At 45.3% G+C, this 24810-nt stretch carries 25 protein-coding genes and 1 pseudogene; 11 read left to right on the top strand and 15 right to left on the bottom strand.

Features of this window, described 5'->3' with window-relative positions; translation table 11 throughout:
• Window position 1 precedes the first annotated feature (1 nt).
• Window positions 2-1402 (bottom strand): cytochrome bc complex cytochrome b subunit, encoded by a 1401-nt coding sequence (locus ACHZC4_RS06045; protein WP_394752927.1) that lies wholly within the window; start codon window positions 1400-1402, stop codon window positions 2-4.
• Complete coding sequence (gene petA / locus ACHZC4_RS06050) at window positions 1399-1998, bottom strand: ubiquinol-cytochrome c reductase iron-sulfur subunit (protein ID WP_394752928.1); 600 nt, start codon at window positions 1996-1998, stop codon at window positions 1399-1401. The genes ACHZC4_RS06045 and petA overlap by 4 nt, the downstream gene beginning before the upstream one ends.
• A 521-nt stretch (window positions 1999-2519) precedes the next feature.
• Between petA and ACHZC4_RS06055 the strand changes: the two genes are divergently transcribed.
• Window positions 2520-3896 carry an exonuclease domain-containing protein gene (locus ACHZC4_RS06055; RefSeq protein ID WP_394752929.1) on the top strand — a complete coding sequence of 459 codons (1377 nt, stop codon included), beginning with the start codon at window positions 2520-2522 and terminating at the stop codon, window positions 3894-3896.
• Between the two features lie 104 nt (window positions 3897-4000).
• On the opposite strand, the gene ACHZC4_RS06060 is transcribed toward ACHZC4_RS06055, so the two are convergent.
• Window positions 4001-4543, bottom strand: a complete 543-nt coding sequence (locus ACHZC4_RS06060; RefSeq protein WP_394752930.1) for a hypothetical protein — start codon at window positions 4541-4543, stop codon at window positions 4001-4003.
• A 262-nt stretch (window positions 4544-4805) separates the two neighbouring features.
• Here ACHZC4_RS06060 and ACHZC4_RS06065 point away from each other — a divergent pair, with 262 nt between their 5' ends.
• The 4 genes from ACHZC4_RS06065 (at window position 4806) to ACHZC4_RS06080 (ending at window position 8903) form a co-directional block, all read left to right on the top strand.
• The gene (locus tag ACHZC4_RS06065; RefSeq protein WP_394752931.1) at window positions 4806-6410 is read left to right on the top strand and encodes an NAD(P)/FAD-dependent oxidoreductase; all 1605 of its coding nucleotides are present in this window, start codon (window positions 4806-4808) and stop codon (window positions 6408-6410) included.
• A 150-nt stretch (window positions 6411-6560) separates the two neighbouring features.
• Window positions 6561-7106: an ATP-dependent protease subunit HslV gene (gene hslV, locus ACHZC4_RS06070; protein WP_394752932.1), complete on the top strand. Its 546-nt coding sequence runs from the start codon at window positions 6561-6563 to the stop codon at window positions 7104-7106.
• 4 nt (window positions 7107-7110) lie between these two features.
• Window positions 7111-8436 (top strand): ATP-dependent protease ATPase subunit HslU, encoded by a 1326-nt coding sequence (gene hslU, locus ACHZC4_RS06075; protein WP_394752933.1) that lies wholly within the window; start codon window positions 7111-7113, stop codon window positions 8434-8436.
• A gap of 281 nt (window positions 8437-8717) precedes the next feature.
• On the top strand, window positions 8718-8903 hold the full coding sequence (locus ACHZC4_RS06080; protein WP_394752934.1) for a hypothetical protein: 186 nt from the start codon (window positions 8718-8720) through the stop codon (window positions 8901-8903).
• Here ACHZC4_RS06080 and ACHZC4_RS06085 read toward each other — a convergent pair.
• From ACHZC4_RS06085 to ACHZC4_RS06135, 11 genes are all read right to left on the bottom strand, one after another.
• Window positions 8829-9275, bottom strand: a complete 447-nt coding sequence (locus tag ACHZC4_RS06085; RefSeq protein ID WP_394752935.1) for a phosphate-starvation-inducible protein PsiE — start codon at window positions 9273-9275, stop codon at window positions 8829-8831. The genes ACHZC4_RS06080 and ACHZC4_RS06085 overlap by 75 nt on opposite strands.
• Before the next feature lie 42 nt (window positions 9276-9317).
• Complete coding sequence (gene cydX, locus ACHZC4_RS06090; RefSeq protein ID WP_087143051.1) at window positions 9318-9416, bottom strand: cytochrome bd-I oxidase subunit CydX; 99 nt, start codon at window positions 9414-9416, stop codon at window positions 9318-9320.
• An 11-nt stretch (window positions 9417-9427) separates the two neighbouring features.
• Window positions 9428-10567 carry a cytochrome d ubiquinol oxidase subunit II gene (cydB, locus tag ACHZC4_RS06095; protein WP_394752936.1) on the bottom strand — a complete coding sequence of 380 codons (1140 nt, stop codon included), beginning with the start codon at window positions 10565-10567 and terminating at the stop codon, window positions 9428-9430.
• A complete protein-coding gene (locus tag ACHZC4_RS06100) occupies window positions 10560-12125 on the bottom strand; it encodes a cytochrome ubiquinol oxidase subunit I (RefSeq protein ID WP_394752937.1) in 1566 nt (521 codons plus the stop codon). Before ACHZC4_RS06100 ends, cydB begins: the two co-directional genes overlap by 8 nt.
• A complete protein-coding gene (gene cydP / locus ACHZC4_RS06105; RefSeq protein ID WP_394752938.1) occupies window positions 12125-12334 on the bottom strand; it encodes a cytochrome oxidase putative small subunit CydP in 210 nt (69 codons plus the stop codon). Before cydP ends, ACHZC4_RS06100 begins: the two co-directional genes overlap by 1 nt.
• Window positions 12334-12645: a hypothetical protein gene (locus ACHZC4_RS06110; RefSeq protein WP_394752939.1), complete on the bottom strand. Its 312-nt coding sequence runs from the start codon at window positions 12643-12645 to the stop codon at window positions 12334-12336. The genes cydP and ACHZC4_RS06110 overlap by 1 nt, the downstream gene beginning before the upstream one ends.
• 73 nt (window positions 12646-12718) lie before the next feature.
• Window positions 12719-13375, bottom strand: a complete 657-nt coding sequence (locus ACHZC4_RS06115; RefSeq protein WP_394752940.1) for a thiopurine S-methyltransferase — start codon at window positions 13373-13375, stop codon at window positions 12719-12721.
• Between the two features lie 112 nt (window positions 13376-13487).
• Window positions 13488-14546, bottom strand: a complete 1059-nt coding sequence (locus ACHZC4_RS06120) for a cytochrome-c peroxidase (protein ID WP_394752941.1) — start codon at window positions 14544-14546, stop codon at window positions 13488-13490.
• A 42-nt stretch (window positions 14547-14588) separates the two neighbouring features.
• A complete protein-coding gene (locus tag ACHZC4_RS06125) occupies window positions 14589-15542 on the bottom strand; it encodes a hypothetical protein (RefSeq protein WP_394753059.1) in 954 nt (317 codons plus the stop codon).
• Between the two features lie 97 nt (window positions 15543-15639).
• Window positions 15640-17097: a multicopper oxidase family protein gene (locus tag ACHZC4_RS06130; protein WP_394752942.1), complete on the bottom strand. Its 1458-nt coding sequence runs from the start codon at window positions 17095-17097 to the stop codon at window positions 15640-15642.
• A gap of 161 nt (window positions 17098-17258) precedes the next feature.
• Window positions 17259-17867: a DUF1264 domain-containing protein gene (locus ACHZC4_RS06135; RefSeq protein ID WP_394752943.1), complete on the bottom strand. Its 609-nt coding sequence runs from the start codon at window positions 17865-17867 to the stop codon at window positions 17259-17261.
• Between the two features lie 327 nt (window positions 17868-18194).
• Between ACHZC4_RS06135 and ACHZC4_RS06140 the strand changes: the two genes are divergently transcribed.
• Both ACHZC4_RS06140 and ACHZC4_RS06145 read left to right on the top strand, forming a co-directional pair.
• Entirely contained in the window at window positions 18195-18761 is a 567-nt protein-coding gene (locus ACHZC4_RS06140; protein WP_394752944.1) for a Uma2 family endonuclease, read from the top strand.
• Window positions 18762-18817: 56 nt separating this feature from the next.
• A complete protein-coding gene (locus ACHZC4_RS06145) occupies window positions 18818-20182 on the top strand; it encodes a sigma-54 interaction domain-containing protein (RefSeq protein WP_394752945.1) in 1365 nt (454 codons plus the stop codon).
• A gap of 88 nt (window positions 20183-20270) precedes the next feature.
• On the opposite strand, the gene ACHZC4_RS06150 is transcribed toward ACHZC4_RS06145, so the two are convergent.
• Window positions 20271-20912, bottom strand: coding sequence for a DUF599 domain-containing protein (locus tag ACHZC4_RS06150; protein ID WP_394752946.1), 642 nt, complete (start codon window positions 20910-20912; stop codon window positions 20271-20273).
• 198 nt (window positions 20913-21110) lie between these two features.
• Here ACHZC4_RS06150 and ACHZC4_RS06155 point away from each other — a divergent pair.
• The 4 genes and pseudogenes from ACHZC4_RS06155 to ACHZC4_RS06170 form a co-directional block, all read left to right on the top strand.
• Window positions 21111-21302, top strand: a pseudogene (locus ACHZC4_RS06155) (glutathione S-transferase N-terminal domain-containing protein); the annotation flags it as partial.
• Window positions 21299-22966, top strand: a complete 1668-nt coding sequence (soxB, locus tag ACHZC4_RS06160; protein WP_394752947.1) for a thiosulfohydrolase SoxB — start codon at window positions 21299-21301, stop codon at window positions 22964-22966. The pseudogene ACHZC4_RS06155 and the gene soxB, both read left to right, overlap by 4 nt.
• 187 nt (window positions 22967-23153) lie before the next feature.
• Entirely contained in the window at window positions 23154-23921 is a 768-nt protein-coding gene (locus ACHZC4_RS06165) for an OBAP family protein (RefSeq protein WP_394752948.1), read from the top strand.
• A gap of 211 nt (window positions 23922-24132) precedes the next feature.
• Window positions 24133-24729 carry a DsrE family protein gene (locus ACHZC4_RS06170; protein ID WP_394752949.1) on the top strand — a complete coding sequence of 199 codons (597 nt, stop codon included), beginning with the start codon at window positions 24133-24135 and terminating at the stop codon, window positions 24727-24729.
• The last annotated feature ends 81 nt before the right edge of the window (window positions 24730-24810 follow it).

Here is a 24810-nt window from a genome sequence, read left to right on the forward strand (position 1 = left end):
ATCAATCAAAGCTCTCTTTTAGTCTTTTTGTTAAGCGAATAATGAGAATAAGAATTCCTTTTGCATCAGGTTTTCTCATATTAATAATTTTGCCACTTTTTGTAGTAATAGGGGCGGGTACGGTGATTTCATCAAAACTATGGCCGACTGAAGCCAGTCGTTCTTCAATGGATTTATTTTTGGTTAACCGTGTAGGTAATGGTTTGGTTTTTTCCCAGCGCGTATAAATAGGCATGAGCAGGAAAAAGCTGAAATAAAGTGCGGTAAATAGTCGGGCAACAAGGGTAGCGCCAGGGGTAGCGGGCAAGGTACCCAGATAACCTAACACGACAAAGCTAATAACGAATATTGCCAACGCTTTTTTGTAAATGCCACCACGGTATCGGATCGATCTAACCGGACTGCGATCCAGCCATGGCAATAAAAACAGGACGATAATAGAACCAAACATGCCAATAACGCCAGCGAACTTATCTGGAATAGCCCTTAAAATGGCATAAAACGGGGTAAAGTACCAGACAGGTGCAATATGCTCGGGAGTTTTCATGGAATCAGCGGGAATAAAGTTTGCAGGTTCTAAAAAGTAACCTCCCATCTCCGGCCAGTAAAAAATAATCGTCGCAAAAAGCGTTAAAAATACGCCAACACCCACCAAATCCTTTACGGTGTAATAAGGATGAAAGGGAATGCCGTCCAGGGGAATACCGTTAGCATCTTTAGTGTATTTAATTTCAATGCCATCAGGATTGTTAGAGCCCACTTCATGCAAGGCAACAATGTGCAAAAACACCAGTAATACTAAAGCCAGCGGTACCGCAATCACATGAAAAGCGAAGAAGCGGTTTAGCGTGGCATCAGAGATAACATAATCGCCTCTGATCCACAGTGATAAATCGTCACCAATAATAGGGATGGCACTAAACAGCGAAATAATAACCTGTGCGCCCCAGTAAGACATCTGTCCCCAGGGCAGTAAATAGCCCATGAATGATTCTGCCATTAGGGCGACAAACAACAGCATACCGAAAATCCAGATCAGCTCTCGCGGATGCTTAAACGAGCCATAAAGCAAGCCTCTGAACATGTGCAGATAGACGACAATAAAAAATGCCGACGCTCCCGTTGAATGCATGTAGCGGATCAGCCAGCCCCAGTTAACATCGCGCATGATGTATTCAACGGAATCAAAAGCGAGCGCTGCATCTGGCTTGTAGTTAATGGTCAGCATGATACCGGTAAGGAACTGATTCACTAAAACCAGTAACGCTAACGAGCCAAAAAAGTACCAAAAATTAAAGTTTTTCGGCGCATAATACTGCGCCATGTGGCTGTTCCATAGATGAGCCAGTGGAAATCTATCCAGAAACCAGTTACCGACTCCGGCAAAGCGATTTATTTTCATGCTGCTTTCTCCTCTGTAGCTTCGCCAATAATTAACCGTGTGTCAGAGATATAACGATAGGGAGGGATTTCTAAATTGGTGGGGGCAGGTACACCACTGTAGACTCGTCCGGCCAAATCAAACCTGGATCCGTGACACGGGCAGAAAAAACCGCCTTTCCATTTGGGTCCCAAATCAGCCGGGGCTATTTCAGGCCTAAAGGTGGGTGAGCAGCCTAAATGTGTGCATAAACCTAGCGCAACAAACAGTTCCGGCTTTATGGAGCGGAAACGGTTTTTGCTGGAAACCGGCTGCAAAGAGGCTTGCGAAAGAGGGTCACTTAATTGATCCTCTAAGCTTTTCAAGTCTTCAAGCGCTTTAGTTGTTCTATTAAGAATCCATACTGGTTTGCCACGCCACGCGACTCTAAGCAGTTGACCAGACTCCATTTTGCTAAGATCAACCTCAACAGGTGCACCTGCTGCCATGGTCTTAACGCTAGGTTGCATTTGAGCCAAAAAAGGAATGGCCAAATAACCTGTGCCAACCGCGCCCACCACGGTCAATGCCGAGGTTAAAAACTGGCGCTTAGACTTATCGACGCCTTCATTAATCATTATAGAACTCTCCTGGTTAGAATCGTGTCTTCGACAGCGTGTTTTTATTATTGCCGGTCAATATACCACTAGAACACCGTGGATTTGAAGCGTTAGTCATGATTAATTTAGTCGGTATGCAGTTGTTTTTAGAGCTTCTCTAAACACGCGAAACACGGCTTGATGCTAAGTCCATGAACTTTAAAAAAATTATATTATTAATTTTGAGTCTTAAAACCCAGTAAAAATTCAGTAATTTGTGATTATTGTGCTAGCAACTCGGCCAAAAGCTAAAAGAATCAGCTATTAACTTAATGGTGGTTTTTGGATCGTTTTGCGAGTTTATCAATATGCAGGGACTCTTAAAAGAGAGTGTTAGTTTCCGGGCGCAGTTATTTTTAAGCTAACGATTTATAAATTTAAAGCATTAGATGCCTGGATTAACTTGCAAAATCTATAGGCGGTGGTAAAAAGAATAATGCAGGGCAGCATGGTTGAACGCGCAAAGCGCAGAAATAAATAATTGTTCAGGAGACGTGTCATTGACAGCTTTAATGCCAGCATTGGCGTTTGTAGATTTAGAAACCACCGGCGCATCGGCTACTAAAGATCGTATTACGGAAATTGGAATCGTGTTGGTTGATGAGCAGGGTGTTCGGGAATGGAGCCAATTGATTTATCCGCAAACCCGTATTCCTGGGTTTATTGAGCAACTGACCGGCATTAGTAACGATATGGTAGCGGATGCGCCGCGATTTGAAGCCGTTGCACAACAAGTAGAGACGTTATTACAAGGGCGTTTGTTTATTGCTCATAATGCCCGCTTTGATTATAGTTTTCTGAAAAATGAATTTAAGCGTGTAGGCATGATTTTTCGGCCTAGCGTGTTGTGCACGGTAAAATTATCCAGAACCTTGTTTCCGCAACACGCCCATCATAATCTCGATAGTTTGATTGAAAGGCATGAATTACAGGTAGAAAGTCGTCACCGTGCATTGACAGACGCCCGGCTTATTTACCAGTTTTGGAACAAGTTGCCTGACTATTTTTCACAAGCGCTTATTAATACCACCGTTCAACAGTTGGTTAATCGTTCCAGCCTACCGTCGCATATTGATCCGTTGCTGATTTATGACCTTCCGGAAAGTCCAGGTGTTTATCTGTTTTATGGCGTTAACGAGCTGCCTTTGTATATAGGTAAAAGCGTGAATATTAAACAACGTGTGCTGTCGCATTTTTCAGCCGATCATCGGCATAACAAAGAAATGAGTCTGTCCCAGCAGTTACGCCGCATTGAATGGGTTGAAACAGCTGGCGAGTTAGGTGCTTTGTTGATGGAAGCCAAATTGATTAAGCAATTATTACCTATTTATAATCAACGCTTACGTCGTAAAAATGAACTGTGTGCTTGGCAATTACAACAAAGTGACCAGCTGCGGCCGGTGCTCAGCTGGGCAAATGATCTTAATAGCGGCACGCAGGACAATCTTTACGGTTTATATCATAGCCAGCGCGACGCTCAAGCCGCGATGCGCGGTATTGCTAACGAGTATCAATTATGTTCGGGGGTGTTGGGTCTTGAAAAGGTTGCCAAAGGCAAGCCCTGTTTTGCTTATCAGCTTAAAAAATGTAAAGGCGCGTGTGTGGGAATCGAAAAGCCGCTGGATCATGCGGCACGGCTACTGATTGCAATGCACAAACTTAAGCTGGCCTCTTGGCCATATTCAGGTGCCGTTGGCATTCGGGAAGGCAATGCTTTGCATGTGATTGATCATTGGTGTTATTTAGGCACGGCAGAAAACAAGACGGAGGCGTACGATTTGTTAGGCGCGGGTCGACCTGAATTTGGTCGTGATACCTATATTTTACTGGTTAAAACTTTGAAAAAATCACAAGTGATAATGTTGAATTCGGTATAAGATGTTTTTCAAGGTTCAAGGTTCAAGGTTCAAGGTTCAAGGTTCAAGGTTCAAGGTTCAAGGTTAAGACCTCACATAAATTTTATATGGGTAAAGAGTACGGGTTATCTGTAAATGTCTGAAACTGCTGTTTTAGCCAGTTTTTGTTCTACGGTAATCACTGCTCTATTCAAAACGCCCAGATTTTTTTCTTCAATAATCTGTATGCCCATCACATAAAATATCGGCATCCACAACGGATTAATCAACAGGCCACCGAGTATGCTTTTAAACGTGCGTTTCCGGTTTTTTAAAATATTGTAAGATTCACTCAAGGGGGGCATGGGGTGTTCTACGAATACGGCGGTAATAGGGTAAAGCCTGGCTTTATCGCTATACTCAATCTGCGCTAAAGACTCACGCAGCTTACGCTCCATATTATGATAATTTCTGCGTGCCAAGCTTGAGGTAATCGCAAAAGTCAGCGCAACCAGCGGTAGGATAATATGAGGGGGTGCAACCGGCGCAAAAGTTGAGGACAGCATGACAATACAAAGTCCCAGCATCAAAATATCCTCACCGCGCTCAACATCTCGATCAATGCCTTCAACAATAGCATTAACCGGATTTTTACAGGGCTGGTTTAAATAATGGGTTGTTTTGGCCATGAGGTTTTCCTTGCGGATATACCCTTGATATAACTTTTACTGGCCAAAAGTCAAATAAGCTTAGGTGGGCAAAAATCACTTTATGCTGTGCACAGAAAGCCCAAAGACAAAAAATCATAACAGCAACGTCATTAACATCAAGCAGCAGATTTTCATATAAAGCTGTCTTATGTGCGTGCCAATTTCTAAGGTCTAAGTGATTACTTTTACAGTACAATACACGGCCATACGAAAGCGTAGCGCGTTACCGGATTAATAATACATGCTTAGAATCACCGAACTTAGACTGCCGCTCAACCATACCGATGCTGAACTTAAATCAGCCATCCTCAGCAAACTTAATATTGCCGACGACAAGCTGCTGTCTTACACCGTGTTCCGCCGCGCGTTTGATGCCCGCAAAAAACACGACATCAAACTGATTTACACGATAGATTTGCTCGCCAGCAACGAAGACGACATCCTAAAAAACTTGGCAGCTGACCTGCAAGTATCAACAACACCGGATACCTCCTATCATGAAGTAAGCCGCGCACCCGCTAATCTAAAAACAAGGCCGATCGTAATAGGCACTGGCCCATGCGGTTTATTTGCCGGATTAATATTGGCACAAATGGGTTTTAATCCCATTATTTTAGAACGTGGAAAAGCAGTGCGCGAACGCACCAAAGATACTTTTGGATTATGGCGCAAAGGCATTTTTAACCCAGAATCCAACGTGCAATTTGGTGAAGGTGGTGCTGGCACTTTTTCCGACGGCAAGTTGTATACGCAAATCAAAGATCCTAAGCATTATGGCCGCAAAGTGCTGGAAGAATTCGTTAAAGCCGGTGCGCCGCCAGAAATTTTATACGTCAGCAAACCGCATATCGGTACGTTTAAACTGGTATCAATGGTAGAAGACATGCGTACCAGCATCGAAGCCTTGGGGGGTGAAATCCGCTTCTCCAGCCGCGTTGATGACCTGTTAATTGATAACGGCCAAGTGCAAGGCGTGCAGCTTTCCAGTGGCGAAATCCTCCACAGCAGCCATGTTGTATTAGCCGTCGGCCACAGCGCCCGTGATACCTTTAAAATGCTTTATGAGCGCGGGGTTTATGTGGAAGCCAAGCCATTTTCAATCGGTTTTCGTATCGAACACCCGCAATCCATTATAGATAACTGCCAGTTTGGTGATAACGCGGGCAATGAAATACTTGGCGCTGCCGACTACAAACTGGCGCACCACTGTACTAATGGCCGCTCGGTGTACAGCTTTTGCATGTGCCCAGGCGGCACAGTGGTTGCGGCGACATCAGAAGCAGGCCATGTGGTCACCAACGGTATGAGCCAATATTCGCGTAACGAACGCAATGCCAACAGTGGTATCGTCGTGGGCATTACACCAGAAGATTATCCTGGTAATCCGCTTGCAGGTATTGATTTACAGCGTCGTTTAGAAGCCCATGCCTTTACCTTAGGTGGTGGTACGTATGCAGCACCTGGTCAATTGGTCGGTGACTTTCTGGCGCAACGGCCTTCTACCGAATGGGGGCAAGTGCTGCCGTCATACACGCCGGGCGTACAGTTGGGCGATTTAAGTTCTGCCTTACCCGGTTATGCTATTGATGCTATCCGTGAGGCACTGCCGGTATTCGACAAGAAAATAAAAGGTTTCGCCATGCACGATGCCTTGTTAACCGGTGTAGAAACCCGTACTTCCTCACCGATACGCATCAAGCGTAACGATGATTGCCAAAGCCTAAATACCAAAGGCCTGTATCCGGCGGGCGAAGGGGCGGGTTATGCGGGGGGGATTTTGTCTGCGGCGGTAGATGGCATTAAAGTTGCCGAAGCGGTCGCTATCAATATAATCAGCATGAGTTAAAAAGAAGAGAACATGCATCTTTTACTTGAGTTCTAAAAGATAGCACCCATATTAATAGCACGGCACAGCCGCAGGTCATTTTTTTCCACAATCCACCTAAGACCCTGTAGAATTAATGCAGGTATTTAGCAACTTCAGGATAACAATAAAGTGTTTAGAGGAACAACCATACTCTCTGTGCGCAGAGGCGATAAAGTAGTGATTGGCGGCGACGGTCAGGTCACTTTAGGCAATACCGTCATGAAAGGCAACGCCCGTAAAGTACGGCGCTTGTACAATGATAAAGTCATCGCAGGCTTTGCAGGCGCGACCGCCGATGCCTTCACCCTGTTTGAACATTTTGAGGGCAAGCTAGAAAAGCATCGCGGCAATTTAACGCGTGCTGCCGTAGAAATGGCCAAAGACTGGCGTACCGACCGCGCATTACGCAAACTGGAAGCCTTGTTAACCATTGCCGATTCCAGAACTTCGCTGATAATTTCAGGTACCGGTGATGTCATCGAACCTGAAAACAACTTAATGGCGATAGGCTCTGGCGGGGCATTTGCCCAGGCTGCTGCCCGTGCGTTGTTGGAAAATACTGATCTTAGCGCACGCGAGATTGTTGAGCGTGCCTTGAACATCGCCGCTGATATTTGTATTTACACCAACCACAATCTGCGCATAGAAGAACTAGACGCCGAACCTAACGAGTAGCCGCATGACACACATGACCCCCAAAGAAATAGTAAGCGAACTGGATAAGCACATCGTTGGCCAAGACAGCGCCAAACGCTCGGTTGCCATTGCACTTCGAAATCGTTGGCGTAGACAGCAGGTTGATCCTGCTTTGCGTGATGAAATTACCCCCAAAAACATTTTAATGATCGGGCCAACCGGTGTCGGCAAAACTGAAATTGCCCGTCGCTTAGCACGTTTAGCCAATGCACCGTTTATTAAAATAGAAGCCACTAAATTTACCGAAGTGGGTTATGTAGGCCGTGACGTCGAATCCATTATTCGCGATTTAGTCGATAGCGCCGTTAAGATGACACGCATTGCCGAGATGGAAAAAGTGCAATCTCGTGCTTTTGATGCCGCCGAAGATCGTGTTTTGGATATTTTATTGCCGCGTGCCGATGGCGGCATGTTATCGGACACCGAAGCCGGCACCCGCCAAAAAATGCGTAAAAAACTGCGTGAAGGCGATCTGAACGACAAGGACATCGACGTGGAAGTGCATGTATCACCGGTAGGTGTGGAAATCATGGCACCTCCTGGCATGGAAGAAATGACCAGCCAGTTGCAAGGCATGTTCCAGAATATGGGTTCAGGCAAAACCCGTTCGCGCAAGATGAAAGTCAGCAAAGCGTTGAAAGTGTTACAGGAAGAAGAGGCCGGCAAGTTGCTTAACGATGAAGAAATCAAGATACGCGCGGTAGAAGCGGTAGAACAAAATGGTATCGTGTTTTTGGATGAAATCGACAAAATCTGTAAGCGTTCCGAGCATGGCGGCGGGGGCGGTGAAGTATCGCGTGAAGGCGTACAACGTGATTTGTTGCCTTTAGTGGAAGGCAGTACGGTCAGCACTAAATACGGCGCCATTAAAACCGACCATATATTGTTTATTGCGTCAGGTGCTTTCCATGTCGCCAAGCCTTCAGATTTAATTCCTGAGTTACAAGGCCGTTTCCCAATCCGTGTTGAACTCAGTGCGTTGTCGGCAGATGATTTCGTACGTATTTTGACTGAGCCTAATGCGTCTTTAACGGAACAGTACCGTGCCCTGCTGGCCACTGAAGGTTTGGAGCTGAGCTTTACCGAAGACGGTATTAAACGTATTGCACAAATGGGCTGGCAAGTGAATGAAACCACCGAAAATATTGGTGCCAGACGCTTGCACACCATGCTGGAAAAGTTGCTGGAAGAAATCTCTTATAACGCACCGGATTTGGTAGATAAAACTGTGGTGGTGGATGCGGCGTATGTTAATTTGCATCTGACGACGTTGGTTGAGGATGAGGATTTGAGTCGGTATATTTTGTAGTTAGCTTGGTTAGGACGACATTCCGCACCCCTATTAGCGCATATTTATCGATAAAAATATATAATAATCATATTATTATATAGGATATCGAGAAAAAATAAATAATCAATAACTTACGATTTATTCCTAGAAATATTTGTTTTTCAATAGGTTAAGAAATATCAATTTAGGGGAATTAGTGATTTGCTAAAATAAATCAAATTAAATTATTTTAATATCAATTAGTTAAGGGTACGGAATGTCGGCTACTGGATTTCTTCATTGCTTTTTACTGCTTTACCATGGCCATACGTTTTTTCAATCATGTCGGTTATATGATTAATCTGCCTGGCAACGCTAGTGCTAATAATAGCGCTTGCTATCCTCGACAAGACACCGAGCTGAGCAATATATCAAGATTCTTGTTTAGCATCATGGCTGGAATTGCCCTCTTCAGGCGAGCCAAATTTTTTCGTCGTGTACGATAAAATCAGGATCGACAGGCTTAAAATGGCAATCGCGCCGGTAGTGCTGAGCAGTAAATACAAATGAAAGCTGTCTGATACTTCTTGCACATCAATCACCAGATGCCGTGATAGCGCGGTAATGGCAATATAAATCAGGTATTGCACCGGCAAACGATGCGTTCTGAAGTAAATGCCGACCATCGCGCCCAATTCCAGATAAATGAACAGCAGCAAGATGTCTTCCAGGCTGGCATGGCCGGATTGCACCATGTGCAGATAATCATGTATCCCTGACCACGCAATCATTGCCCCAATGCCAAACAGCGCAAGATAATGGAAAAGATAAACCAGGCCGTCGCCTATTTTTTGGATGATGACTATCTTACTGTCCATAAAGATTCCTCTTGATGCCCTCTTAGCGAAGGGCTTAAATTTTCAACTATCGGGTTCTTCGTTAATCTCTAACCACAACGCATTAATGATAGCCAAAGCACACGCCAAGCCGACCCCTAAAATCCACGCAAAATACCACATACTGTTTCCCCTTAATACAAGACGTTTTTGTTGTTCTGAATATCCTCAACCGTCACCTTGCCACGCATAACGCGATACACCCAGGTGGTATAAGCCATAACGATAGGCATCATTAATACAGTAGCAAACAACAGTATATTTAAAGTATAGTGGCTGGCGCTGGCATCCCACACGGTTAGACTACTGGTTGGGGAGATGCTGGATGGCATGAGGAAGGGGAACATCGAACCCGCCGTCGTCACTATTACGCAAACAACGACTAAACAGCTGGTTAAAAATGCCCATCCGGTATAGCGTTTAGCTGATAAAAATACCACCAGACCCGTGCCGATAATCGCAAGTAAGGGCGATAATAATAACCAGGGATACGTATTGTAGTTAGCTAGCCATAAGCCGCTTTCTTTGGTTACCGTTTTTGCTAATAGATTGGCGACAATATGGGTATCAATAGACGAGGTAATGCGGTAACCATCCAGACCGACCGCGACCCAAACACCCGCTACGATGAAGCCCAGTGCAAAAATCAGGGCGCTCCAGATTATCACTTGTCGGGCGCGTTGCGCCAACGCTGCTTCAGTACGCCAGTGCAAGAAGACCGCACCGTGCAAGCACAATAACGCTAATCCGATAACCACGCACAGTAAGGCAAAGGGTTGGAATAAATCCCAGAAGCTGCCGCTGTAGGTGGAGCGTAAATCGCTGTCAATTTGAAACGGCAAGCCAATGATTAAATTGCCCGCGCCAAGACTTAACACTACCGTCGGTACTGCGCCCCCTGCAAACAACGCCCAATCCCACGCCGAGCGCCAACGAGGATTTGGCAGCTTGCTGCGATAATCAAAGCCTACCGGGCGCAAAAATAAACCGAACAACAGCACCAGCATTCCGGTATAAAGCCCTGAAAAGAAGGTGGCATACACCAGCGACCACGCACCAAACGAAATGCCACCCAGCGTAATCAACCAGGTCTGGTTACCTTCCCAGGTGGGGCCGATGGTATTGAGCATCACGCGGCGTTCATCATCGGTTTTGCCGAGGAAGGGCAGCAACATGCCGATACCTAGATCAAAGCCGTCCATGACGATAAAGCCGCAAATCAAAAACACCAGCAGTGCCCACCAAATCAGTCGTAAGGTTTCAAAATCAAACATGATTCATACCTTCTTGTTCAAAATGATAGCGACCGGTGTGCAAACTGCTAGGCCCTAAGCGTACATATTTCGTCATCAAAAACAATTCAATAATGAGCAGCACGGTGTAGAACACGAAAAACCCCACCAGACTTAAATACAGTTGCCCAACATCAACGCTGGAGGCGCTCAAATGGGTCGGTAAAATACCGGCGATTGTCCAGGGTTGACGACCGTATTCGGCGACCACCCAGCCCAATTCGTTGGCGATCCAGGGTAATGGCATAGCGTAGAATGCCAGGCGTAATAACCAGCGTTGTTTATGGGCGGTGCGTTTGGCGTTGTAGTAAAACGAGGCGGCGAAAATAAACAGCATTAACACACCGCACAACACCATGCCGCGAAATGTCCAGAACATCGGCGCTACTTTAGGTATTGAATGGCGGGTGGCTTGCTCAATTTGCGCAGGTGTCGCATCGATGACTTTGTCGGTATAGCGTTTTAACAGCAGACCATAACCCAGATCGTCCTTGTGACTTTCAAACGTTGATTTTGCTTGCAGATCGAGCTTATCCAGGCGCAATTTTTGCAGGTTTTCATAAGCTATCATGCCGCTTTTAATACGCTCGCGGTTGTTGGCCAATATGTCGTTTATGCCGCCGACTTTTTCGTCTATTGAGCGCGTCGCGATCAGGCCTAATACCCAGGGAATAGTGATGGCGTAGTCAGTTGTCATGGTTTCTTCATTGGGCAAGCCGAGCAGCGTGAACGAGGCGGGTGCTTTTTCAGTTTCCCACTCCGCCTCAATGGTGGCCAGCTTGGCTTTTTGCACTTCACCCACGGTATAGCCGCTTTCATCGCCCAATACAATCACCGACAACACGGATGCCAGTCCGAAACCGGCGGCTATCCTGAATGAGCGCCTGGCAAAAGCGACATCGCGATTTTTTAACAAATAATACGCACTAATGCCCAGCACAAACATAGAGCCGGTGACATAACCCGCCGCAACGGTATGCACAAATTTGACCTGTGCAATCGGGTTAAAGAATACGTCGGCAATGCTGGTCAGTTCCATGCGCATGGTGTCGTAATTGAATTCGGCACCGACAGGATGTTGCATCCAGCCGTTGGCGATCAGTATCCACAGCGCCGATAAACTCGTGCCTAACGCTAACAGCCAAGTGACCATCAAGTGCTGAACTTTGCTGAGCCGTTCCCAACCGAAGAAAAATAATCCTACAAATGTGGATTCCAGAAAAAACGCCATCATGCCTTCAATGGCCAGCAGCGGGCCAAAAACATCGCCCACATAGTGCGAATAATACGCCCAGTTGGTGCCGAACTGGAATTCTAGCGTGATGCCGGTAGTGACCCCCATCGCGAAATTAATGCCGAATAGCTTGCCCCAGAAGCGTGTCATGTCTTTGTAAATTTGTTTACCCGACATCACGTACACCGATTCCATAATGGCCAGTAAAAACGACAAGCCCAGCGTGAGCGGCACGAATAAAAAATGATACATTGCAGTCAGTGCAAACTGAAGCCTCGATAACTCTACAACTTCATTGACGATCATTAATGGCCTTCCTTATTTTGCTGTGAAATAGTTGTTGAATGCTGCGCACCAAAAATTTTCTCGGCGATAATCGCGCCATTAACGGGGGGCTTGTTGCCAGAAAAAAACAGCCACCACAAGCCGCCTAGCAACAAAAACTTCACCAGCAAGGCAAGGGTTATTTCTTTGCTATACGATAAAAATCGAATGTGCTTGCTGGGGAATGGCATTATTTTTCTCGATTAAAATACAGGAAGACTAAAATGAGTCCAAAAATGAAGGCAGGCATGACGAAAAAGCTACCTTGGGGTTGATCCCAGTTTTCGGTGCCCCTGCGTAAAGCGGAGTCTTTGGATTCGTCGTAAGGCACATTCTTTTTTACGGAAAATTGTTGCGACCAATTGAATGCGCTATCAAAACTCAGGTTATCCGTAACAGCCAATGCTGTATCAACGAGGCTTGTATTGGCAGAGGCGATAGATACTGGGCTACTTGCTAATGACAGAATGATGGCCAAGCTTGAAATTATTTTTTTTATCATGGGTTTCTCCTGCGAGTGGTTAAAGTCAATAGTGCTGAAAAATTTTCGGTATGGCTGATGGTAAATATCAAGTTTAATAAGGCGTAAGCACGTAGACCTTCTCTTGAAGGCCTGTTAATCCGGCAGTTTTGAAGTGGGGATAAATGTCTAGTACGTCTTGGTTAAGCAAGAGATCGATACCATAGTTATCTCGGTAAAGCCTATGAACTTCGGCTTCACTGACTGAAAATGGTGGACCCGCCATTTCTGTTTGGTCATACTCAAAAGTGACTAGCAAAATTTTAGCCGTGTTGGGCAAAATGCTTTTTAAATGCCGTGTATACTGCTGGCGCAATTCAACCGGCAAGGCGACTAAACATGCACGATCAAAAACCCCTGCAACATTGTCAACATGCTGCGGCGTTAAGTCGAAAAAATCGCCTTGCAGTAGTGTTAAATGCTCGGTTTCATGGCAGTGAAAACAGTCTTGTTCAAAGCTATTAGGATTTAGTCCATTTTCAGTAAAAAAATTATCGACTGCTTTCTCACTGATTTCAACCCCGATGACGCTATGCCCTTGTTGTCGCAGCCACAAAAGATCGAGGCTTTTACCACATAAGGGCACAAATACACGGCAATGCGGTGGCAGATTCAAATGCTGCCAAAATGAGATCAGATGATTGTTGGTTTGTTGTTGATGGAAGCCAATTTTATTGTCTTGCCAATTTTTCAGCCAAAATCCAGGGTTCATAAAAATTATCTTGTCAGTGAGTACAGGGTAAGCATTCTTTACAATTTTTTATTATGATAAAGCCTTGAAGACAGCTCAAGTAAAAAATAACTTATTATTTGTTGGATATCCATTATCGCCCTCCACTGGTTAATGCTTTCATAAAGGCCACTAAATCCGCTTTTTCTTGTTGGGTGAGATGCAACGGGAAAATCTCTTTGTCGATAAACTGATTTTTATCGCCGCCTTTATCGTAATGTTCAATAACTTCTTCCAATGTTTTCATGCTGCCATCGTGCATATACGGTGCGGTTAGGGAAATATTTCGTAACGTTGGTGTTTTAAATTTGCCAACATCGGTTAGCACTTTGGTGACATTAAAGCGCCCCAGTTCAGAACGCTGGGTATCGGTTAACGGGAAGTCATCTGGATTTTTGCCTTGGTTTACAGCGGCAATCAACGCATCTAAAACCGGCGCTAAACGCTTAAAACCTACGCCGACATTATAAAAACGGTTATCGGTGAATAAGGCGTTATTCCAGGATATTTCATGGCACACCAGACAATTGCCCTTGCGCTTGAAAAGGCCTAAACCCCGTTCCGCACTTTTTGACAATACCGTGTGATCGCGTCCAAACAGATAACGGTCAAAAGGCGAATTACCGGCAATCAAAGTGCGCTCATAACTGGCAATGGCTTGGGTGACATGGTTAATGGTTATTTGCTGCGGTTGTAGGGCAAAAACTTTTTGGAATTGTTGGCCATACTGTGCATCTTTCTGGATTGTATCAACAATGGCTTGGTGATTGTTTAAGCCATGCTCAATGGGGTTAATAAACGGCCCTAAGGCTTGCGCTTCCAGGCTGTTGGCGCGGCCATCTAAAAACAGGGTTTCAAAAAATGCCGCATTCAGCACGGTAGGGGCATTGCGTGTGCCGGTTTGTCCGTTTAAGCCTTGGGCTAACGGTCGTCCATCGGTAAAGGCTTTATCAGCATGGTGGCAGCTGGCACAACTTACCGAGCCATCGGCACTAAAGCGTTTATCGTTGAACAAGTGTTTGCCTAATGCGATTTTGGCATCGGTTTGTGGATTATCAATCGGTACAGGTAAAGCTGGCAAGCCGAGATTTTGATCGGCGACAGCTGCGGCTGAAAGTGTTAATCCGACCAACAGCGTTAAAAAAAATCGCATAACCGTCTCCTATGGGCAGAAACTTCGGCTTCAGAGCAGCGCCTAAAAAGCATAGTCAACCCCCAACCAAATATTATTGTTGTTAACGCTGTGTGCTTCCGAGGTTAATTTTCGGCTGCCATGTTGCCAACCTAATTTAATCGTTGCTGATTTATCGAGTTCATACAATAGCTCTATCTCGCCCTGAAACAGATTTTCAGAAGCCCCGCGATGTTCATCATTAACATATTGGCTGGTGTAGGCATTTTTTTCATAATCAAATATAAAAATGGCGCTTAACTTTTCCAGTACCTGTAGCTTCAACTCCGCAGACGCATAGTGATTGACATAGGATATATCGTCATCCACATTGATGGCTTTTTGGTGGTCTGCCACGCCGCGTTCATAATGATAACCCAGTAACAACTCTACCCCTGGGTGGATAGCCCATTCAAGATGCGGTCCCAGCGTCCAGAACTGCGTATCACGATGCTGGAAAGGTGCGTTGTAATGGCGTAAGCCATAACGCCCCAGTAAACGGACGGTTATATTACGGGTTAAGGGGTGGTCTAAACGAACAGACCAATAATGGTTGCTGAGTATTTCGTCGTGTTCAGATTCTTGAGTATTTACTTGTCTTAGGGTATTTTTCCCTAAAAAAAGATCAGGCACAAAATTGTAATGCAGGCTTATTTTGCTGTCGTCTGCAAAGGTTTGTGCCAACCGAAATTCGTATAATCCATGCGAAAAGGCGGATTGCTCGGCAAAGACATAACCGCCCGCATCCATTGCCACTAATAGCTTGCCTAACGTATTCTTCCCTGTCCACTCCAGTGTTGCACTGGGATCATAAACAAAATCCCCGCCTTGGCTAGGCCTATCAACCACCGGTTGCGTCGGATCATCTTTAAGCGACAATCGCCGCGTTACCGAGAACAGCGCGACATCATCCGTGTAATGCACGCTGTTGCCGAGGTTGGCCAACCAATCTGCTGATGTCTTGAAACTCACTAGCATTATTCCGATAAAAAATGCCGTCTTTAAAGAAAATGACGGCATGAACGCACTCAATTGGCTGTGCATGGCAGGGGCTTATGCGCCTCTTCCGCGTGTATTATTTTATAGTCCACAGACCCGACATCCCCATGTCCTGATGTTCTACAATATGACAATGGAACATGGCTGTGCCGGTAAAATCTTTAATCGGCACTAATAGCTTAACGCTACCCTTTCTAGGTACGATAACTGTATCTTTCCAAGCTGGAGTAGTGGTATAAAATTTTGTATAGTCCTTATCGCCACCGGTAATTGACAGCACCTGCACAGAATTAACATGCTGGTGGAACGGGTGATCTATGCCGCTGTCATTGAGGATTTCCCATATTTCATAGGTGTTGACCTTGGAATTAAGGTTATACGCCGTGGTTGCCGTGTGGGCAATATCGTTGATATAAGCGCCATCCATGTCCATGCTCAGAGTCATTTTTCGGGTGGGCGTGCCTTTGGGGATAGCCAGCCGTACTGCTTTGCTGTTAATTTTGGCAGGAATGCTCTGAGTAACCGCCTTGCCTGTGACATTAACCGTGAGTAAGGTGATTTTCTGGTCGGTATTGTTGTTTCTGCGCGTGGCGTAAGGCGTGGACAGTAATTTGTAATAGCCTTTAGTAGCCGATGCTTTAACCATAATGTCGATACGTTCGCCTGGCGAGAGTAAAATGGCGCTTTGGGTAGAGGGTTTATTCAGTAACCCGCCATCGGTACCGATAATGTGCAGATTATGACTGGCCAAGCTGAGTTTATAAAAACGTGCATTGCTGGCATTGACTATTTTCCAGCGTTGCACTTGCCCTGGCTTCATGGCTAGCACGGGATTGACTTTGCCGTTAATCATCATGACAGCGCCTTCTTTGCCGCGCATATAGTCTTCTTCGCTATGCTTTTCTGGGGCTGAACCTGTCAAGGTGATGTCTTTTAACATCATCGTGTGGGTTTCATAACTCGCCAAGGCATTGGTTTCATCGGCAACTTCCAGCGCACCGGTCAGGCCGCCCCAGACTTGTTCTGCGGAATTACCGTGTTGATGGGGGTGATAAAAATTCAAATTACCGGCAGGATGCAAAGACAAGTCGTATTCATAATCGAACGTGCTACCGGACTTGACACTGATCATCACATTATCAGATTTTCCCTTCGGTGAAACATGCAGTCCGTGCGTGTGCAAATTGGTTAAATTACGGGCTTCGCCCATGGTGTTGAGACCTTTATTAGGCAATGAATTTTTAAAATGGATCTTTAAAACATCGCCTTTTTTAACCTTAATAGTCGGTGCGGGATACATGCCGTTATAGGTAATCAAATTAGCTTTTACACCATTGATATTAATAGGTGCGACTTTCGCTTCCAGATTCACCTCGACAATGCCCGCCGTTTTAGACATATTAGTTATGGTTACGGGGTCGGTAAACACTGCACCGCGCGGCGGGTCAATTATAGTTGTTGCGCCGATAGTCTGTGTTGTTGCCACTATGCTGGCCAAGCCAGCCAAAATCTGCCAAGATTTCTGGATTTCCATGTCTATCCTTTAAATGTGTACAGAAGTTCTGCCTAGTACGTGCAGTAATCCGCCTAATAAGAGCCAGATTAATTGTTAAAAAGAGCCAGCGGAGGTGTTGCAAACCTTAATCCGCTGACTTAAAGCTGTGTGTTTAATACACAACAAGGGGAGGATGGTATTTATTTTTTAACGTCCGGCATGTCTTGGACAATCAGTACGTAAGGTTCGCCCAAAGGGATTTTATCTTCGGGTTTTTGGAAATAAACCACCTTGCCGTAGGTTTCGTGTACGGTGGGTAAAATGGTGTTCGCTTCTTCCTTGGTTAAATCGGGGAAGGTGGCGCAAGCTCTGCCGACTTCGGTTTTATGGTAATGCCAGTAATGTTTTTCTTGTGCAGGCAAGGTGTTGTATTGCGCCGTTGGTATGATGTATTCAAAGCCAATCGGTTTATCTTGATCTTTCATGCCGCCTGGAAACATTAAACAGACTAATGTGCCGTCATCGTAGGCTTTACAGTGATGGTGGACAATGGCGTGTAATTTAGGGTCTTCAATACTCATGACATCGGGTTTAAGATGCCGAATAGCTTGGATATGCAGGTCATTAAAGCCCATGACATTCGGGTGTTCTATTTGCCTTGGGTTCATGACAGGATTGTATTTGGGTTCGCCTGACACCGGCATCATAGCGTGGTTATGTTGCAGTTCTGTGATGGCGTTGGGCGTGTTGGTAGCACAACCGGCAGTTAATGCCAGCACTGCACTGGCAAGCAATAATTGTGTGTTCATTTTTATCCTCCCAAGGATTAATCTAATAGTTATAGTGATGTACCAGGCTTTTCTGGCTATCATCTTTACTAAAGCGAAGATCGTGCCAATAGAGAAAAATAGTTTTATCTATTTGTTTTTAATGGTAAATGTTTTTATTGAAAACTATTATGATTGCCATCATGTTTCATGTATAGTTTCTTGTGAAACGATTTGGTGATTCATTTGAACGCTTATGAAACAAAAAAATCTTTAGGCTTTGATAGGTATCCGAGTTGAATGAAGGCGATAACCGCAAATTTAGGTTATATTCTGAACCTGTAATTTTTTGACTGATACGGAGTTGCTATGCAAGCACAACAGGTTATGCCATTAATAAATGAGGACGAATATCTGGAAATGGAGCAGCAGGCTAAATTCCGCCATGAGTATGTCGACGGCTATATTTATGCGATGACGGGCGGGTCGCGGGCGCATAATAAAATCAGCGGCAATTTATATGCAGCCTTACATCAGCAGATCAAGGGCACACCTTGTGATGTGTATATGAACGATGTGAAACTAAAAATTGCCCATAAGCACAGTTATTATTATCCCGACCTTATGCTCGGATGCAGCCGTGACGAAACGGATGCATATTTTTTAACCCAGCCGTGCTTGGTGATAGAGGTGTTGTCGCCATCAACCGCCCGCACCGACAGACGGGAAAAATTAATCGCGTATCAAAGTATTACCAGTTTGCGTGAATACTTTTTGGTAGTGCAAAGAAAATATCAGGTAGAGCGATACCACCGTGCTGATGAGGCTGGATTGTGGCATTTAACCGTTTATGAAAAAGGCGATCAGGTGCAGTTTTCCTGTATTGATTATCAGTTGGGTATGGATGAGATTTACGCAGGTATTTTAGACGGTTAATCTTCAACACCGGTGCAGTTTCTTGCGAAACGGTTTTGTGATTCATTTGAGCGCGTATGAAACAAAAAAAACAATCTTTAGGCTGGGTCAGCGAGTATTCCGCATGGTTAGCGCAATTTGATGGTGCGACGCTGTTATCGACAATGCTCGATCTTTGTGAATCCGCTGCTATTTATATTGTCGATAAAAATCAGCAGGTGCTGTATTGGGGCGACGGTATGGAAAAGTTAACCGGCTTGCGCCAGGAAAATACGGTCGGCAAGCCTTGTTTAGCGGAATTCACGCTAGCTGAAACCGATGACAACCAAGAGCAATCCATAAAGCTATCTCAGGCTAACGGTGATAAAACCACACTAAAAAAAATTAGCCAGATTTTGTTGGATAAGTCGGGGCTGTTTGCTGGCGGCATTGTTTTACTGACTGAGGCATCAGAATCAGCCTCCAATACTTTTCTACCCAAAGTATTGGCGACTGCAAAACAAAATTTTCACGGCATTTTAAGTCGCTCACCGACCATGCACGATGTGTTCCAGATTATCCAAAACGCCGCCGAAACCGAGGCCACGGTTTTAGTCAGAGGTGAGAGCGGCTCTGGTAAGGAGTTGGTCGCTAAGGCCATTCATAATTTGAGCGCCCGTAGGCACGCACCTTTTCTGGCGGTTAATTGCGCGGCGCTGTCCAGTAATCTATTAGAGAGCGAATTGTTTGGCCATGTGCGCGGCGCTTTCACAGGCGCGATAAAAGATCATAGTGGCTTATTCCAGCGTGCCAATGGTGGTACATTGTTTTTGGATGAAGTTGCCGAGTTGCCTTTGGAATTACAAGCGAAATTGCTCAGGGTATTGCAAGAGAGAAATTATATTCCGGTGGGCGGTGACCGTACTATTGAGGTGGATGTGCGCATTGTGGCGGCAACCCATCGCTCATTGCGGGAAGAAGTAAAAAATGGCCAATTCCGGGAAGACTTGATGTATCGTCTCAGAGTCGTGCCTATTTTTCTGCCGCCGCTTAGAGAACGCAGAGAAGATATTAGCCTGCTAATTTGGCATTTTATTACCCAGCACAACGATGAGCGGGTTCGTATCATCGAAAAAATTGATCCGCAAGCCATGCGTTTATTACTGGATTATGCGTGGCCGGGTAATGTCAGGGAGCTGCATAATGTGGTGGAATATGCGTTTGCAGTAGGAAGAGGCAGTACTTTGCGGCTGTCTGAGTTGCCACCTGAATTCAAAGAGACGCGTGTGGCTGAGGCATCAAAACAACTATATAAACGCGGCCCAGCACTTGATACTGAAGATGAACTTGCAGCTATCCGTCAGGCTTTACAGCAAAGCCATGGTCGAGCGGGGCTGGCGGCTAATGTGTTGGGAATGAGCCGAGCTACGTTTTGGCGTAAGCGTAAGTCGCATGGGCTATAAGTTTGGCATTCGGGCTTAGGGGTGTTACCCAGAAAGTGCCAGATAACTTTGCTTTGTATTTATATTTAAAAAGGTCGGACAATTCTACTCAACTCGGTGTCCTGTCCAGCATAGCAAGCTCCACTATCAACACCAGCGTTGCCAGTAGCAAAAAATAGGGGCCGAAAAACCATAATATAATCGGTAAGCTAAAAAAGAAAGTACGGATTCCCAGCATATAGTAACTGCCAGCTTTGTTTAGATAGGCGCAGGTTTGTTTATATAAACTGTCATCTGTCGATGGGTCGCTAGGCAAATTAATCATATAACCGACATGATTGAAAAAGCGTATAGCCATGGCAAAACAGTAGAAAGCAATGAAAAAATCCAGCAGCAATAAACCTAATTTTATCTGCCATAACTGGCTAGACTCAATATCGACTAAAGCATGAGGATGCCATTGTAATGTCCATTTGCCGATTTTTTCGCTTAAGTTTAATGCACCGATTATCAACAATACGGCAGTCGATGCCATGAAGTTGGCGGCCATGACTGAGTTACGTAAAGTTTGAACAGCCAGAATTTCCATATTGCCTTTGCTCATGACCATACCAACCCATCGCTCGCGAACCCTGGCATTGAGCGCATGCACACTTGAATCCGGCACGCGGCGAGTCCGTCGCCATAAATACAGGTAATAAACCAGTATTAACAAGCAACTGACCAAAAATGCACCCGTATCGTAAATCATGCAACACCCTGAGTTTTGTTATTTCAGAATGAATACGTTACATTAAGCCCATGAAAAATGTAATAGCCGCTGACTATTTACCAAAAATTTAATGATCATTTTTCAAGCGTGAAAGCACAACTCACTTTTCCAAAAACACACCAAACAACACCCGTAAGGTAGATCATGTAAGAAAAAGCCCCGCTTCTCGTTTCGCCTACCAGCCCTTACGCACGTAAAGTACCAATTGCTGCACTTGAAAAAAATATAGACTTTGACATCAAAGCAAATGTGTCTTGCAATGAAGATACTGGTGCTATTACATTAAACCCATTGAGAAAGATACCTGTATGGCTAAGACCTGAGGGCAATGCCATTTATAACTCGCGCGCCATCAAGGGATGTATATGAAAACTTACCAACACACCGATTTAAATGGCCACTGTAGTGGAGACGAGCTCTATGATATCCCTGCATTCGGCAATGTAAGCTTGCTGCACTTCACCGACTGCCACGCGCAGCTGCTGCCTATTTATTACCGTGAGCCCAGTATAAACCTGGGTATAGGTAAGAGCGCAGGTAAGCTGCCACATCTTATCGGCGCAGCGCTGCTTAACGCTTATGGCATTAAACTGGGTAGTCGCGAGGCTTATGCGTTCTCGCACCTAGATTTTTGTGAGGCAGCTCGGATCTATGGCAAAGTTGGCGGTTTTGCGCATTTGGCCAGCCTGGTCAAGCAGCTGAAAGCAGACCGTCCGAATGCTTTGCTGCTGGATGGCGGAGATAGTTGGCAAGGATCGGCTACAGCGCTTTGGACGGCTGGGCAGGATATGGTAGAAGCTTCGCTTGCGTTAGGCGTTGATGTGATGACGGGGCATTGGGAATTTACTCATGGGGCCGATCGGGTGCTGCATGTTGTGCATAATGATTTCAAAGATAAAATCGCTTTTATTGCGCAAAACATCGTCCATGAAGACAATGCCGAGCCGGTATTTGAGAGCTTCGTTATTCGTGAACAGAACGGTATTCCGGTTGCCATCATTGGCCAGGCGTTCCCGTATACTCCCATGGCCAACGGCGCACAATTCACTCCAGACTGGCAATTTGGCATTGATGAAAACCGCCTCCAGGTTACGGTAGATGAAGTCCGTGCTAAAGGTGCACAAGTTGTTGTATTGTTGTCGCATAATGGTATGGACATTGATCTTAAATTGGCTGCGCGGCTTTCCGGAATCGATATGATACTGGGTGGGCACACCCATGATGGCGTTCCCGTACCCATTGAAGTTCCTAACCCTGGCGGGATAACCGTCGTTACTAATGCCGGATCCCATGGCAAATTTCTTGCTGTGCTTGATTTTGATGTCAAACATGGTCGCGTAGCGGATTATAAATATCACTTATTGCCGATATTTTCAGAGCTGCTGCCTGCCGATCCGGATATGCAGGCAGTCATCGACCGAGTGCGTGCACCGTTTAAATCTCGCCTTGAGGAACCTCTTGCCCAAACTCAGGAGTTACTTTATCGGCGGGGTAATTTTAATGGTTCCTGGGATCAGTTGATTGTTGACGCTTTGATACAGGTGAAAGACACTGAAATTGCATTTTCGCCTGGATTCCGTTGGGGAACAACGCTACTGCCTGGCGAAACTATCACCCGTGAGCGACTGATGGAACAAACGGCTATTACTTATCCCAATACCTCGGTGGTAAATATGGCGGGCGCTGAAATCAAGCAGCACTTGGAAAAGCTCTGCGACAAGATATTTAATGACGATCCTTATCAACACCAGGGAGGCGATATGGTGCGTACGGGCGGATTAATTTACACCTGTAAGCCGTGGGGGCAATTAAATTCACGGATTAGTAACATGATGCTGAATGGCGAGCCAATACAGGCCGAAAAAACCTATAAAGTGGCTCGCTGGGGCGTAGGCAGTGTTCAATCTGGGGGAGAGCCAGTGTGGGGCGTGGTTGAGCAGTATCTGAAAAGCAACCCGATTGTTAAAAACCAACGCGTCAATGTACCGCAACTTGTAGGACTGGAAAACAACCCCGGATTGGCAGATTTATAAATTAAACCAGCCTTGGGTTTCTTATGAAGATATTTTTTCAAAGTAACTTTAAGGACTTGTGCATCTTGTCCTTAAAAAGTCATTCATTTGGGTATAGGTTCGGTAACGTACAGACAATAAAATAGCATAAGTCTATGTTTATCCATGAAAACTAAATACATTCAAAAATTAATTCAAAAGGAAAACCATGAGACTTAGCCGCATAACCCTTATCCCTTTGTGTGTCGTTGCAATTACAGCTTGCACGCCCTCTGCTCTATCACCATTAAAACCCGAAGGCCAGGAAAAATCTTCAAAGACTAAAGTACTTGAAACAGGCGCTGCCATACTACAAACTGATTCGCCCCTAGATCCTATGAACATCTATCTGGACGGCTTTCATGCCGCCAAAGATGATCCGGCACACCAAATGGAAGCCCATCATTTCTGCCGGCAGGTTAACGAGGATTTTGCCCAGTGCGCCCTGTTCGATGGTAATACCCGGCAAGCGAACCTGATCGGCATTGAGTATATTGTTTCGGAAGTGTTGTTTGAATCCTTGCCCGGAAAAGAGAAAAAGTACTGGCATCCACATAATTTCGAGATTTTATCAGGTCAGCTTATTGCCCCTGGTATTCCTGAAATGGCAGAAAAGGAACTTATGAAAGGCAAGATGAACAGTTACGGTAAAACGTGGCATGTGTGGAATTCTGCCCCTTATGGAAAAACGGGCGACAAGCTGCCGTTGGGCGAGCCTATGCTGGAATGGTCATTTAACCGTGACGGTGAAGAAATGCCCGGATTAGTAGAGCAGCGAGATCAGCGCCTGGGTATGAGTACGCAGGTCAAACGTCAGGAGCGCGTTGATTTGACACCCTTAGCCAAACCCCAGATGGGTGTCGATGCACTGAATGGCAAATTTAAAAAACCGACAACGCCTCTTTCGGGCGTGGTGGATAAAAGACCGCGCCGCTGAATTAATCAATAAATTAACATTCAAGTGCAGTTATTTTTAATGAGCCGGGAGACAAAGCATGACGACCTCAACGTTGTCTTAATTAAGTGGATCAAAAATTTCATTGCTCCGCGATTCAAGTGAAACGCAATTTACAAGCGCATTACTTTTGCTAATAACTGACGATTCCGTTTTTCATTAGTTATATAAACTCAAAAACAGGCTTAGGAATATGAAATCAAAATCAGACAAAAATAAGAATGACATAGATAAGCGCGTAATTGGTTTTGCCCTCATTTTTATCATGCTGTCGGGATACTCTCAAATGGTTTCCTCCGCTACCAATGCTAAGCAAACGCCGCCGCAACAAGGCATTCAGGGTTACGGGAAAGTCTATCCTTACCCTGGAGCCGCCATGCAACCATCGCCTGAACGTGACTACCAAGTGTTGTTTGACATCACTAAAACCGCAGACGCCCCTGACAAGGTAAATCCGGGGCTTGACCATGTCGCGCGGCTTTTGAACCTTTTCGCTGCGGCAGGAGTTTCAACTGACCGCCTGAAAATCGTTGTGGTTGTGCATGGCCCAGCAACCCCTGTTGTTTTGAAGGATGATGCATATCAAAAGCTGTATCAAAAAGGCAATCCCAATTCTGAGCTTATCGGCCTGCTCCACAGTGCAAACGTCAAGCTTTACATCTGCGGCCAAGCCTTGGCGGAAAAAGACTTAAGCCCTGAATCGGTTAATCCCAAAGTTACCTTGGCTTTATCGGCTTTAACCGTCCTAATTAATTATCAATTGGACGGCTACGCATTGATACCTAATTAGGCTTGAGAATATTCCCATACAAGATAACCAATTTTTATGGCCGCTGCGATTTTCTGCAAACGCTCCGTTTAGCACTTTAAC

It is taken from the genome of Crenothrix sp., from assembly GCF_043729335.1.
Taxonomy (GTDB): domain Bacteria; phylum Pseudomonadota; class Gammaproteobacteria; order Methylococcales; family Methylomonadaceae; genus Crenothrix.

Bases quoted from the DNA above. Each gene is read 5' to 3' on its own strand.
- cydB (WP_394752936.1), bottom strand. From the start codon at position 10,567: ATGTTTGATTTTGAAACCTTACGACTGATTTGGTGGGCACTGCTGGTG.
- ACHZC4_RS06140 (WP_394752944.1), top strand. From the start codon at position 18,195: ATGCAAGCACAACAGGTTATGCCATTAATAAATGAGGACGAATATCTG.
- ACHZC4_RS06085 (WP_394752935.1), bottom strand. From the start codon at position 9,275: ATGGACAGTAAGATAGTCATCATCCAAAAAATAGGCGACGGCCTGGTT.
- ACHZC4_RS06120 (WP_394752941.1), bottom strand. From the start codon at position 14,546: ATGCGATTTTTTTTAACGCTGTTGGTCGGATTAACACTTTCAGCCGCA.
- ACHZC4_RS06165 (WP_394752948.1), top strand. From the start codon at position 23,154: ATGAGACTTAGCCGCATAACCCTTATCCCTTTGTGTGTCGTTGCAATT.
- ACHZC4_RS06145 (WP_394752945.1), top strand. From the start codon at position 18,818: ATGAAACAAAAAAAACAATCTTTAGGCTGGGTCAGCGAGTATTCCGCA.
- ACHZC4_RS06110 (WP_394752939.1), bottom strand. From the start codon at position 12,645: ATGATAAAAAAAATAATTTCAAGCTTGGCCATCATTCTGTCATTAGCA.
- petA (WP_394752928.1), bottom strand. From the start codon at position 1,998: ATGATTAATGAAGGCGTCGATAAGTCTAAGCGCCAGTTTTTAACCTCG.
- ACHZC4_RS06125 (WP_394753059.1), bottom strand. From the start codon at position 15,542: ATGCTAGTGAGTTTCAAGACATCAGCAGATTGGTTGGCCAACCTCGGC.
- ACHZC4_RS06115 (WP_394752940.1), bottom strand. From the start codon at position 13,375: ATGAACCCTGGATTTTGGCTGAAAAATTGGCAAGACAATAAAATTGGC.
- cydP (WP_394752938.1), bottom strand. From the start codon at position 12,334: ATGCCATTCCCCAGCAAGCACATTCGATTTTTATCGTATAGCAAAGAA.
- ACHZC4_RS06130 (WP_394752942.1), bottom strand. From the start codon at position 17,097: ATGGAAATCCAGAAATCTTGGCAGATTTTGGCTGGCTTGGCCAGCATA.
- ACHZC4_RS06135 (WP_394752943.1), bottom strand. From the start codon at position 17,867: ATGAACACACAATTATTGCTTGCCAGTGCAGTGCTGGCATTAACTGCC.
- ACHZC4_RS06170 (WP_394752949.1), top strand. From the start codon at position 24,133: ATGAAATCAAAATCAGACAAAAATAAGAATGACATAGATAAGCGCGTA.
- ACHZC4_RS06060 (WP_394752930.1), bottom strand. From the start codon at position 4,543: ATGGCCAAAACAACCCATTATTTAAACCAGCCCTGTAAAAATCCGGTT.
- ACHZC4_RS06065 (WP_394752931.1), top strand. From the start codon at position 4,806: ATGCTTAGAATCACCGAACTTAGACTGCCGCTCAACCATACCGATGCT.
- ACHZC4_RS06150 (WP_394752946.1), bottom strand. From the start codon at position 20,912: ATGATTTACGATACGGGTGCATTTTTGGTCAGTTGCTTGTTAATACTG.
- ACHZC4_RS06080 (WP_394752934.1), top strand. From the start codon at position 8,718: ATGGCCATACGTTTTTTCAATCATGTCGGTTATATGATTAATCTGCCT.
- ACHZC4_RS06100 (WP_394752937.1), bottom strand. From the start codon at position 12,125: ATGATCGTCAATGAAGTTGTAGAGTTATCGAGGCTTCAGTTTGCACTG.
- ACHZC4_RS06045 (WP_394752927.1), bottom strand. From the start codon at position 1,402: ATGAAAATAAATCGCTTTGCCGGAGTCGGTAACTGGTTTCTGGATAGA.
- soxB (WP_394752947.1), top strand. From the start codon at position 21,299: ATGAAAACTTACCAACACACCGATTTAAATGGCCACTGTAGTGGAGAC.
- cydX (WP_087143051.1), bottom strand. From the start codon at position 9,416: ATGTGGTATTTTGCGTGGATTTTAGGGGTCGGCTTGGCGTGTGCTTTG.
- hslU (WP_394752933.1), top strand. From the start codon at position 7,111: ATGACACACATGACCCCCAAAGAAATAGTAAGCGAACTGGATAAGCAC.